General features: G+C 72.6%; 11 protein-coding genes. 7 read left to right on the forward strand and 4 right to left on the reverse strand.

The window, feature by feature from the left end; all coding sequences use genetic code 11:
- The first annotated feature begins 88 nt into the window (after window positions 1–88).
- The 5 genes from ACGFI9_RS21115 (at window position 89) to ACGFI9_RS21135 (ending at window position 5,311) form a co-directional block, all read left to right on the forward strand.
- Window positions 89–1,378: an adenylosuccinate synthase gene (locus ACGFI9_RS21115; RefSeq protein ID WP_393180060.1), complete on the forward strand. Its 1,290-nt coding sequence runs from the start codon at window positions 89–91 to the stop codon at window positions 1,376–1,378.
- 35 nt (window positions 1,379–1,413) lie between these two features.
- On the forward strand, window positions 1,414–2,448 hold the full coding sequence (locus tag ACGFI9_RS21120) for a type IV toxin-antitoxin system AbiEi family antitoxin domain-containing protein (protein ID WP_393180061.1): 1,035 nt from the start codon (window positions 1,414–1,416) through the stop codon (window positions 2,446–2,448).
- 90 nt (window positions 2,449–2,538) lie between these two features.
- A complete protein-coding gene (purD, locus tag ACGFI9_RS21125; RefSeq protein ID WP_393180063.1) occupies window positions 2,539–3,786 on the forward strand; it encodes a phosphoribosylamine--glycine ligase in 1,248 nt (415 codons plus the stop codon).
- A 162-nt stretch (window positions 3,787–3,948) separates the two neighbouring features.
- Window positions 3,949–4,467: a SigE family RNA polymerase sigma factor gene (locus ACGFI9_RS21130; RefSeq protein WP_393180168.1), complete on the forward strand. Its 519-nt coding sequence runs from the start codon at window positions 3,949–3,951 to the stop codon at window positions 4,465–4,467.
- On the forward strand, window positions 4,460–5,311 hold the full coding sequence (locus tag ACGFI9_RS21135; RefSeq protein WP_393180065.1) for a hypothetical protein: 852 nt from the start codon (window positions 4,460–4,462) through the stop codon (window positions 5,309–5,311). The genes ACGFI9_RS21130 and ACGFI9_RS21135 overlap by 8 nt, the downstream gene beginning before the upstream one ends.
- A 32-nt stretch (window positions 5,312–5,343) precedes the next feature.
- On the opposite strand, the gene ACGFI9_RS21140 is transcribed toward ACGFI9_RS21135, so the two are convergent.
- The 3 genes from ACGFI9_RS21140 to ACGFI9_RS21150 all read right to left on the reverse strand — a co-directional run bounded on the left by ACGFI9_RS21140 (window position 5,344) and on the right by ACGFI9_RS21150 (window position 8,788).
- Window positions 5,344–6,909, reverse strand: a complete 1,566-nt coding sequence (locus ACGFI9_RS21140) for an AMP-binding protein (protein WP_393180066.1) — start codon at window positions 6,907–6,909, stop codon at window positions 5,344–5,346.
- Between the two features lie 209 nt (window positions 6,910–7,118).
- On the reverse strand, window positions 7,119–8,333 hold the full coding sequence (locus ACGFI9_RS21145) for an acyl-CoA dehydrogenase family protein (RefSeq protein WP_393180068.1): 1,215 nt from the start codon (window positions 8,331–8,333) through the stop codon (window positions 7,119–7,121).
- Window positions 8,334–8,335: 2 nt separating this feature from the next.
- Window positions 8,336–8,788: an SCP2 sterol-binding domain-containing protein gene (locus tag ACGFI9_RS21150; protein ID WP_393180069.1), complete on the reverse strand. Its 453-nt coding sequence runs from the start codon at window positions 8,786–8,788 to the stop codon at window positions 8,336–8,338.
- A 78-nt stretch (window positions 8,789–8,866) separates the two neighbouring features.
- Between ACGFI9_RS21150 and ACGFI9_RS21155 the strand changes: the two genes are divergently transcribed.
- Both ACGFI9_RS21155 and ACGFI9_RS21160 read left to right on the forward strand, forming a co-directional pair.
- Window positions 8,867–9,505, forward strand: coding sequence for a TetR/AcrR family transcriptional regulator (locus ACGFI9_RS21155; protein ID WP_393180071.1), 639 nt, complete (start codon window positions 8,867–8,869; stop codon window positions 9,503–9,505).
- Window positions 9,506–9,542: 37 nt separating this feature from the next.
- Window positions 9,543–10,751 carry a HEAT repeat domain-containing protein gene (locus ACGFI9_RS21160; RefSeq protein ID WP_393180073.1) on the forward strand — a complete coding sequence of 403 codons (1,209 nt, stop codon included), beginning with the start codon at window positions 9,543–9,545 and terminating at the stop codon, window positions 10,749–10,751.
- A gap of 75 nt (window positions 10,752–10,826) precedes the next feature.
- Here ACGFI9_RS21160 and ACGFI9_RS21165 read toward each other — a convergent pair whose 3' ends face one another.
- Window positions 10,827–11,444 carry a DedA family protein gene (locus ACGFI9_RS21165; RefSeq protein ID WP_393180074.1) on the reverse strand — a complete coding sequence of 206 codons (618 nt, stop codon included), beginning with the start codon at window positions 11,442–11,444 and terminating at the stop codon, window positions 10,827–10,829.
- Between the last annotated feature and the right edge of the window lie 9 nt (window positions 11,445–11,453).

An 11,453-nucleotide genomic window follows, 5' to 3' on the forward strand; every position in this document is an offset into this window, starting at 1 on the left:
GGTCCCGCCGTCACTACTTGTTAGCCTGACACCCCGGGCTCGCTGACCGGTCGCCACCTGGCACCCGAGCCTTCTGGAGGCGGAGAAGATGCCAGCGATCGTGCTCCTCGGCGCCCAGTGGGGCGACGAGGGCAAGGGCAAGGTTACCGACCTGCTGGGTGAGCGGGTCGACTACGTCGTGCGCTACTCCGGCGGCAACAACGCCGGTCACACCGTGATCACCCCGGACGGCCAGAAGTACGCGCTGCACCTCATGCCGTCCGGCGCGCTCTCGCCGAACGCGATGATCGTCATCGGCAACGGCGTGGTGGTCGACCCCAAGGTGCTGCTGGAGGAGATCGACGGCCTCGCCGAGCGGGGCGTGGACGTCTCCCGGCTGCGCATCTCCGGCGACGCGCACCTGATCATGCCGCACCACCGGGCGCTGGACCGGGTGGTCGAGCGCTACCTCGGCAGCTCCCGGATCGGCACCACCGGCCGGGGCATCGGTCCCGCGTACGGCGACAAGGTCGCCCGGATGGGCATCCGGCTACAGGACCTGCTCGACCCCGGCATCCTGCGCAAGAAGCTGGAGCTGACGCTCCGCGAGAAGAACCAGGTGCTGTTCAAGGTCTACAACCGCAAGGCGATCGACGTCGACGCGACGATCGAGGAGTACCTGGGCTACGCCGAGCGGCTCACGCCGTACATCGCGGAGACCCGGGCCATGCTCTGGGACGCGCTGGACCGCGGCGAGACCGTGCTGCTGGAGGGCGCCCAGGCCACCATGCTCGACATGGACCACGGCACGTACCCCTTCGTCACCTCGTCGAACCCCACGGCCGGTGGGGCGTGCGTGGGCGCGGGCATCCCGCCGACCGCGATCACCAAGGTCATCGCGGTGAGCAAGGCGTACACGACCCGGGTGGGCGCCGGCCCGTTCCCCACCGAACTCTTCGACGACAACGGCCAGCACCTGGTCAAGATCGGCCACGAGTACGGCACCACCACCGGCCGGCAGCGCCGCGCCGGCTGGTTCGACGCCGTCGTCGCCCGGTACGCGTCCCGCCTGAACGGCGTCACGGATCTGGTGGTCACCAAGCTCGACGTGCTCACCGGCCTGCCCAAGGTCCCGATCTGCGTCGGCTACGAGATCAACGGCGTGCGGCACGACGACATGCCGATGACCCAGACCGACTTCCACCACGCCACACCGATCTACGAAGAGCTCGACGGCTGGTGGGAGGACATCACCAAGGCGAGGACCGAGGACGACCTCCCGGAGAACGCCCGCCGCTACATCGCCCGCATCGAAGAACTGACCGGCACCCGCGTCAGCGTCGTAGGCGTAGGCCCCGGCCGCGAAGAAAACGTAGTCCGCCACCCCCTCCTCCCCTAACCCCTCCCCACAGGCAACCTTGGTGATCAAGGAGTTTGCGTCTGGATTCAGCCTGGATCAGACGCAAACTCCTTGATCAAGCTCGTTGGTGGGCGGGTTGTCCACAGGGGGTGGTGAGTGGGTGGTGGGGGCGTCAGGGTGGGTGGGTGGTTGATGTCGACGGCTTGAGGCGCCTGGTTGGCGAGCAGGACGGGGTCGTGACGGCCGGCCAGGCGTTGCGGCTGGGGTTCACCCGGGACCAGATTCGGCATCTGGCGCGGTCCGGGAAGTGGACCCGGGTTGCTCGCGGCTGTTTCGTCCCGGCCCCTGAGGCTCAGGTGGCAGCGCCGCGCCGGGCGCGGATCCGTGCCGCCGTCACCAGTCTGGGGCCTGGCGCGGTGGCGGTCCTCGACACCGCTGCCGAGCTGCACCGGATCGGCGGCCTCCGGGCCACGGGTGCCATCCACGTCTCCGTGCCGGCGGATCGCCCCACGATGCAGCGCCGCGCCGATCCGAACCTCGTCGTGCACCAGCTCACCCTCGGTCCCGACGACGTCTGCGCGGTCGACGGCGTGCAGGTCACCACCGCGGTCCGTACCGTGGCCGACGTCATTCTGCGGGCGGCCCGCTATCCGGCGGTGTGTGTCATCGACTCCGCGCTCAATCGGCGACTTCTGACCGAGCACGACCTGTCGCTGGTGCAGGCGCTCATCGCCGGCCGGCGCGGTGCGGTCGTGGCGAGACGTCACCTGGCAGAAGCGGACGGCCGCGCGCAGTCGCCACTGGAGACCCGAGCGCGGCTGCGGTGCGTGGATGGTGGGGTGCGGCCTGACGTGCTGCAACTCGAGGTACGCGACGACGACGGCTACCTGCTCGGCATCGGTGACCTGGGCTGGCGCGGCGCACGGGTGATCGCCGAGGCCGACGGCAGAGGCCCGCACCGCACACCGATGGCCCTCTACGAGGACCGCCTGAGGCAGAACCGCCTGATCAACGCCGGCTGGATGGTCCTCCGCTTCACCTGGACCGACACCCTCCGCCCCGACTACATCCCCCAAACCGTCAGACGGGCCCTGCGCAGAAGTCGTTGATCAAGGAGTTTGCGTCTCCCGAAGCCGAAAATGAGACGCAAACTCCTTGATCAACAGGGGTGGGTGGGGTGGTCAGTAGGATGCGGGGTCGTGCGGGTACTTCTTGTGGGTGGTGGGGGGCGGGAGCATGCGCTCGCGCTCGGGCTGGCTGCCGATCCGTCCGTCGAGGCGCTGGTCGCGGCGCCGGGTAATCCGGGCATCGCGGGCGTCGCCGAGCTGCGGGAGGTGAACCCGACCGATCCGGCGTCTGTGGCGGCGCTCGCCGTCGAGGTGGCGGCCGACCTGGTGGTGATCGGCCCAGAGGCGCCGCTGGTGGCCGGGGTCGCCGACGCGGTACGCGCCAAGGGCGTCCCGGCGTTCGGCCCGTCCGCCGAGGCGGCCCGGCTGGAGGGCTCGAAGGCGTTCGCCAAGGACGTGATGACCGCCGCCGGCGTACCGACGGCGCGGGCGTACACCTGCACCGACCCGGAGAGCGTCGCGAAGGCGCTGGACGAGTTCGGGGCGCCGTACGTGGTGAAGAACGACGGGCTCGCCGCCGGCAAGGGCGTCGTGGTCACCAGCGACCGGGCGGTCGCCGAGCAGCACGCGGCGGAGTGCGGCCGGGTGGTGATCGAGGAGTACCTGGCCGGCCCCGAAGTCTCCCTCTTCGTGGTCACTGACGGCGAGGCCGCGCTGCCGCTGCTGCCGGCGCAGGACTTCAAGCGGGTCGGCGACAGCGACAACGGCCCGAACACCGGCGGCATGGGGGCGTACGCGCCGCTGCCCTGGGCGCCGCCGGGGCTGGTCGACGAGGTGATGCGCGACGTCGTGCACCCGACGCTCGCCGAGCTGCGCCGCCGGGGCACCCCGTTCGCCGGCCTGCTCTACGTCGGCCTGGCGATCACCGCCGCGGGCCCCCGCGTGATCGAGTTCAACGCCCGGTTCGGCGACCCGGAGACCCAGGTCGTCCTCGCGCTGCTGGAGACCCCGCTGGCCGGGCTGCTGCATGCCGCCGCCACCGGCACGCTGTCGACGCACCCGCCGCTGCGCTGGCGGGACGGTGCCGCGGTCACCGTCGTGGTGGCGGCCGAGGGCTACCCGGCGGCCCCGCGCACCGGCGACCCGATCACCGGCGCGGACCAGCCGGGCGTCATCCACGCCGGCACCCGCCGGGACGCCGACGGCACGCTGCGCTCCGCCGGGGGCCGGGTCCTCTGCGCCACGGCCACCGGCCCCGACCTGGCCGCCGCGCGGGACGCCGCCTACACCCTGGTACGCGGCATCGAGCTGGCCGGCTCGCACCACCGCTCCGACATCGCCGCCGGCGCGGTCGAGGGCCGGATCGCCATCCCCGGCTGACCCGGCGACGTCCCGGCGCCGCGCGGCGACCGGGACCTCCCGGGCCCTGCTCAGAGCAGCCGCAACGCGGCAGCGATGACCGGCACCAGGATTTCCGGCCGGCCCGGGCAACCCCGAACGCCACCGCTTCCGTTCAAGCGGTGAGGTGAGGGGGTGGCGGGATTGCCGGTCGACATCGAGGGCTACCGCGAGTACGTGGGCGCGCGGCTGGAGCCGCTGCGCCGGACGGCGTACCTGCTCTGCGGCGACTGGCACACCGCCGACGATCTGGTGTCGACGGCGCTGGTCAAGCTGCTGCGGCACTGGCGGCGGGTGTCCGCCATGGACAGCCCCGACGCGTACGTGCGGCGTACCTTGCTGCGCGTCTGGCTGGACGAGCGCCGCCGGCCGTGGCGGCGGGAGTCGGCGTGGGCGGAGGTGCCGGACACTGCCGTCCGCGCGGACACGGACTGCACGGCGGAGCGCCTCGCCATCCTCGCCCTGCTCGCCGAGCTGCCCCCGCGCCGCAGGGCGGTGCTCGTGCTCCGCTACTTCTGCGACCTCTCCGTCGAGGAGACCGCTCGCGAGCTCGGCTGCAGTCCGGGGACCGTGAAGAGCCAGGCGGCGCGGGCGATCGACGCGCTCCGGGACCGGCTCCTCGGCGTTCCGGCCACAATTCGGGAGGCACGTACCGATGAATGAGATCTCGAACCAGCTGCAGGCCGCCGTGATCGACGCGCCGCCGACCCGGATCGACGTCGATCACCTGATCCGGTCCGAGCTGCGTCGCCGTCGACACCGATCGTGGGTCCTGAGCGCGACCGGTGCGGCGGCAGCCGTCGCTGCGGTCGCCATCACCACCCCCACCCTCTTCGCCGGAGCGCCGGGACCTCTGGCGGCGCCGGCCGTCGGGCCGACGACCGCCGTCGCTCCCTCCACCGGGGTGCGTCTCTGCACCGGGGTGACCCCGAAACCGAGCGGTCCGCAGACGCCACTCGAGACGTACGACACGGTGCGTCCCCGGCCGACGGAGGATCCGGCCGCGGCCGTCGCGCGGCTGACCGGGGCGTTTCGCGACGGCCTGCGCCGATGGTTGCCCGCCGGCGTACGCGCCGAGTCACTGCAACCGGGCTGCGCCAAGCCGCAGTTCCAGTACCACCCCCGCTACCAGGAGTACGACGTCGGCGCGGCGCTGCGGCGGGGCAAGGAGCGCGGCCTGTTCTCGCTCAACGTGAGGCCGAGCGCCCAGGACGGGACCCTCCCCGACTGCTCACGCTGGATGAAGCCGGGGGACTGCGAGATCGTCCACTACCAGGACGGCTCGGTGGCGGCGCAGAGCCGCATGGATGCGGGGCCGGGTCAGGTGCAGCTGTCGTTGTGGCTGGCGCGCCCGGATGGGACCACGGTGTGGGTCATCACCAACAACTTCCGCAACGAGGTGGTGGGCGGACAGATGGTGAGCACGAAGACAGCTGACGCGCCGCTGCTCACCATGAACCAGCTTGCCGCCGCCGCCCTGTCGCCCGGGTTGACCCTCTATCCCTGACCGGGGGTGCCCACCGCGCACCCCCTGCCGGTTCAGCCGTAGTAGCGGCGCAGCTCGCGGCTGAGCACCTTGCCGGTGGCGTTGCGCGGCAGGTACTTCACGAAGACCACGTCGCGCGGCACCGAGAAGCGGGCCAGGTAGTGCCGGACGTACTCGCGTACCGCCTCCGGGTCGAGTCGCTCGCCGGGGTGCAGGGCGAGGAACGCGGCCAGCCGCTGGCCGTAGTCCGCGTCCGGTACGCCGATCACGGCGACCTCGCGTACCTGGGGGAGCCGGGCGATCAGGTCCTCCACCTCGGAGGGGAAGACGTTCTCCCCGCCGGAGACGATCATGTCGTCGGCCCGCCCGTCGACGAAGAGCAGGCCGTCGGCGTTGAGCCGGCCCAGGTCGCCGGTGTCGAGGAGGCCGTCGTGGCTCTCCCGCGTGGCCCCGGAGGTGTACCCCTCGAAGAGCATCTCGTTGCCCACGAAGATCCGCCCGACCTGCCCGTTCCGGACCGGCTGGTCGGCCTCGTCGAGGATCTCCAACCGGGTCCCGTGCGGCGGGCGGCCGGCGGTGGTGGGCGCCTGCCGCAGGTCCGCCGGGCCGGCGATGGACGCCCAGGAGACCTCGGTCGAGCCGTAGAGGTTGTAGACGACGTCGCCGTAGCGGTCCATGAACGCGGTGGCGAGACCGCCGGGGAGCGCGGAGCCACTGACCGCCACCACCTTCAGCGGCGGGCGCTGCTCCGGCGGCGGCACCTCCATCAGCCGTTGCAACATCACCGGTACGGCGAAGAGCGCGTCGCAGGAGTGGGCGGTCAGGGCGGCGAGCGTGGCGGCCGGGTCGAACCGCCGGTGCAGCACGATCGTGGCGCGCAGCGCGAACGACACCTGGAGGGCGGCGTACCCCCAGGTGTGGAAGATCGGCGCGGCGATCAGCACGGTGTCCCGGGCGTGCAGCGGGATGCGGTCGATGATGGACACCAGCGGGCCGAACCCGTTCGGCGTGGGGCGCCGGGCGCCCTTGGGGGCGCCGGTGGTGCCGGAGGTGAGCACGATGGTCCGGCCGTCCCGGTCCGGCGGCTGGAGCTGGTCCCCGGGGAGCGCGCCGGCGATCAGCTCCTCCTGCCCGCGCTCGTCGACCCGCTGCACGTCGGCGGGGAAGCCGAGGAGCCGCTCGGCGAACTCGGCGTCGTGCACCAGCACCCGGAGCCGCTGCTCCTCGGCGACGGTGGCGAGTTGCGCCGCGGAGAGTCCGGTGTTGACCAGGACGGCGTCCGCACCGAGCAGCATCGCCGCCACGATCGCCTCGATGAGCCCGTGGTGGTTGCGGCAGAGCACCCCGACCCGGTCGCCGGACTGCACGCCGAGGACGGCCCGCATGGACCGGGCCAGCCGTTCCGCCCGGTCCAGCAGCTCCTGGTACGTCAGCGTGGTGCCCTGCTCGTCGATGACGGCGGTACGCCCCGGGTCACGAGCGGCGGCCTGGCGCAGCTCACCGGCAAGGCTCCAGCCCCACCGGCGTAGCGCGTTGAGTTGGGAGGCGACCCGGATCGGGCGGCCTGGGGTGAGCAGTCCGCGTCGGGTCAGCGTGGCGACGATGAACGGCAGGTCCAAGCCGCGGCCCTCCTTCGCGAGAGTTTCTCCCGATCATGCACCCGGAGTGGCGGGGAGCCCAGCCGGCGGAGTATCTGCCCAGCTTGCGGACACCCCGTGGTGTCGTGACCCTTACGGACGGTGAGAGAGGACCGGCGGCCCGACCCGCGACGGACGTACCGCCCGGCACGGCGGGCGCGGTCGCGGGTCGGGTCGGGGTCCGCCGGCGATCAGCGGATCTGCATCCCGGAGATGGCCCGGGAGATGACCAGCCGCTGGATCTCGGAGGTTCCTTCGAAGATGGTGTAGATCTTGGCGTCCCGGTACCAGCGCTCGACCGGGTGGTCGCGCAGGAAGCCGGCGCCGCCGAGGAGTTGGACCGCCTTGTCGGTGACCGACACGGCCACCTCGCCGGCCTTGAGCTTGGACATCGAGCCCTCGCCGGCGCTGAACGGCCGGTTGTTCCGGCCCATCCAGGAGGCCCGCCAGACCAGCAGCCGGGCCGCGTCGATCTCCATCTTCATGTCGGCGAGCGCGAACGCGACCGCCTGGTTCTCGATGATCGGCCGGCCGAACTGGACCCGTTCCTTCGCGTAGTCCAGGGCGTACTCGTACGCGGCGCGGGCCACGCCGAGCGCCTGGGCGCCGACGGTCGGGCGGGACAGTTCGAACGTCCGCATCGCCGCCTGGCCGGAGGCGCGCTGCCCGGACCGGGCCCGGGCGATCCGCTCGTCCAGGGCCTCCTTGCCGCCGAGCAGGCAGCGCCCCGGCACCCGTACATCGTCGAGAAAGACGTCGGCGGTGTGCGACGCGCGGAGCCCGAGCTTGCGGAGCTTGCGGGTGGCGCTGAGCCCCGCCGTCCCCGGCGGTACGACGAACGCGGCCTGCCCGCGCGAGCCCAGCTCGGGCTCGACCGACGCGGTGACCACGTGCACCCCGGCGATCCCGCCGTTGGTGGCGTACGCCTTCTGCCCGTTCAGCACCCACTCGTCGGTGGCCTCGTCGTAGACCGCGCGGGTCCGCATCGAGCCGACGTCGGAGCCGGCCTCCGGCTCGGTGGTGCAGAACGCGGCGACGGCCGGCTGGTCGACGTCGCCGAAGCACTGCGGCACCCACTCGACGAGCTGGTCCGGAGTGCCGGCGCCGTAGATGGCGGCGACCGCGAGGGAGGTGCCGAAGATGCTGAGGCCGATGCCGGCGTCGCCCCAGAAGAGCTCTTCGCTGGCGATCGGGAGGGAGAGCCCGGTCGGGTCGGCCCAGCAGGTGGCGAGGAACTCGAAGCCGTAGAGGCCGACCTTCGCGGCCTCCTGGATGATCGGCCAGGGAGTCTCCTCCCGGGCGTCCCACTCGGCCGCGGCCGGGCGCACGACCTCGGCGGCGAAGCCGTGCACCCAGTCGCGAAGGTCCCGCTGTTCCTCGTTCAGGTCGAGCGAGAACTCGGCCATGGTCAGGCCTTGGGGATGTCGAACAGGTTGGCGATGTTGGCCGCCAGACCCAGGTCGCCCTTGGCCTTCAGCTTGCCGGTCATGAACATCATGACCGGGTTGGCGCCACCGGAGACGATCTTCAGGAACTCGACCGGGCCCATGGTGAGGCTCAGCTTCGGGTCCCGGGTCGGGGTCTCCGAGACGGCGCAGGTGCCGTTCTCGATGACGATCTCGTAGGTGTCGGTGCCGCCGTCCGGGCGACCGGTGATGTTCCAGTGGATGACCGCGTTGGTCGAGCCGGCGCGGTCGGCGCGGAACAGCGTCGGCATCCGGTTGAAGACCTCGCTCAGTACCTTGCCGCGCAGGTCGCCCGACATGATCTCGGCGATCTTGTCGTCGGGGGTGGACTTGACCAGCTGCGCGAACTCCTTGGGGCCGACGTTCGCGAAGTTGGCCGGGTCGAAGTCAGTCATGGGGGATGCACCTCTCGGAGCGGGCCGACTTTGGTTACTCTCGCGTAACCTTACGCACGAGTAGGTATGCTCGCAAGGGTGTCCAGCACACCCACCTTCAAGCGCCTGCCCCGGGCCGTACGGGAGCAGCAGATGCTCGACGCGGCGGTCCGGGTCTTCTCCCGCCGGGGCTTCCACGCGGCCAGCATGGACGAGATCGCCGACGACGCCGGCATCTCCAAGCCGATGGTCTACGCGTACCTGGGGACGAAGGAGGAGCTCTTCGTCGCCTGCCTGCACCGCGAGGGCACCCGGATGATGGAGGCCATCGCCGGGGCGGCGGCCCCCGACCTGCCCGCCGACGAGCGGCTCTGGCGCGGGCTGCGCGCCTTCTTCGGCTTCGTCGGCGCGCACCGGGACGGCTGGGCGGTGCTCTACCGGCAGGCCCGCGGCGAGCAGCCGTTCGCCGCCGAGCTGGCCACCATGCGCGGCCGGCTGGTCGAGGTGGTCGCCGGCATGCTCGACCACGCGCTGCGGGCCAAGGGCCGCGAGGTCCGCGCCACCGACCTGGAGGTGGTCGCGTACGCCCTGGTGGGGGCCACCGAGTCGCTGGCCGACTGGCTCGCCGACCACCCCGATGCCGACCCGGAGAAGACCGCCACCCGGATGATGAACGTGGCCTGGCTCGGCGCCGACCAGCTCCTGCGCGGCGTCACCTGGCGTCCGCCGGCCGGCTGAACGGGAACTTGTCGGACCGGGACGGCACGATCCTCGCGTGCTGAACGGTATCGACGACATCGACTGGTCCCGGCTGAGCCACGCGTACGGCCCGGCGGACGACGTACCGGACCAGATCCGGGCGCTCGCGTCGGCTGACCCGGAGACCCGCGCCCGGGCCCGCTACGAGTTGTACGGCAACATCTTCCATCAGGGCAGCCGGTACGAGGCCAGCGCGTACGCCGTGCCGTTCCTGCTGGAGCTGCTGGCCGACCCGACCACTCCCGAACCGACCGAGCTGCTCGCGCTGCTGGTCTCGATTGCCATCGGCTACGACGAGAACTGGCTGCCCGACGGCCTGCCGGTCGCCGAGTGGCGCCGGGCGGCGGCGGGCGGCGAGGCGCTGTTGGCCGCCGCGCCCCGCCCGGGAGACGACGACTTCGACGAGGACGAGGGCGACTACGCGTACCTGGAGTCGCTCTCCGAGGACGACCAGCACCGGTTGGACGCCCATGTCGCCCTGGTGGCGTGGGAGGCGGTGCGGGCGGGTGTCCCGCTCCTCCGTGACCTGCTGACCCGGCCCGAGCCGCCGTTGCGGGCCTGTGCGGCGTACGCGCTGGCCTGGTTCCCGGAGGACGCCGCCGGCACCCTGCCGGTCCTCGCCGCCCTGCGGCACGACGAGTACCCGCCGATCGCGGCGACCGCCCTCGTCACGGCCGGACTGCTCGGCGAGGCACCGGACGCCGGGCTGCTCGCCGACCCGCGTCCCGAGGTGCGTTGGGGTGCGGCGGTCGGCCGGGCCCGCGTTCTCGGCCGGGACGCCGACGAGGGGACCGTGCAGGAGTTGCTCGCCTGGGCCGGGCGCCGGTCGGGACGGGCCACCGGCGTGCCCTTCCTCGACGGCGACCTTGCCGGGCTGGCGGCCCTGGCGCTGCGCCAACTCGGTCCCGACCGTGCCGGCCAGGGCTTCGAGGCCCTGCTGCGCCGGATTCCCACCGCCTCCGGCGAGGAGGCGTTGCCCGTCGTCGCGGAGGCGCTCCGGCTGGCGTTCCCGGAGGGGCCACTGCCGGCCGGCACGCCGGCGGCGGCACTGACCGAGCCGCAGCGCCGGCTCGCCGCGACGCTCGCCGGCTCGCCCGACACCTGGCTGATCAACGGCCGGTCCTTCGGCAACCTCAGGATGCTGGTGCACGGGTACGGGCTCCCCGACGAGGCCGGGCAGCTGCGGACGTACCTGGACGGTGCCCCAGCGGTGGCTGAGCGGTAGTGACCGGGCTTCCCGGTGAATGCGTCCGGCGGCGATCGCGGCCCGCACCAGCCGCGCGAGCTGCCGGCGCAGCGGTCACCGCCGTACGGCGGCGCGGGTGCGGGCGCGGCGGCGGGACCAGCGGGCCAGTTCGAACAGGCCCGTCGCCGCCAGGGAGAGGCCGATGCCGGCAAACAGACCCTTGACCGGGTGGTGTTCGAAGGCCAGCCCGCCGAAGAACCCGAGCAGTCCGCAGTAGCTGGCCCACATGGCGCAGGCGAGCGCGTCGTACATCAGGAAGCAGCGCAGCGGGTAGCGGACCGCGCCCATGGTCAGGGTGACCGCGGTCCGGCCGCCGGGGACGTACCGGGCGGTGGTCAGGATGATCCCGCCGCGCCGGTCCACCGCCCGGCGGGCCCACTCCGAACCGGCCCGCCGCCGGCTGTCGGCGGGCAGCCGGGCCAGCCGGTGCGCGCCGCCGCCGCGCCCGATCGCGTACGAGAGGTGGTCGCCGACCAGCGCGCCGACCGCGGCGGCCACGATCACCGCGAGCAGGTTCGGTTCCCCGCCGGCGGCGAAGACCGCGGCGCTGATCACCACGGTCTCGCCGGGCACCGCCGGGAAGAACGCGTCGACCGCGGTGACCGCGATGATCACCAGGTACACCCACGGCGACGTCACCGTCTGCTGCAGCAGGTCGAGCACGTCCCCCATGCCCTCATG

Source organism: Micromonospora sp. NPDC048930, assembly GCF_043197935.1.
Lineage (GTDB): Bacteria > Actinomycetota > Actinomycetes > Mycobacteriales > Micromonosporaceae > Micromonospora.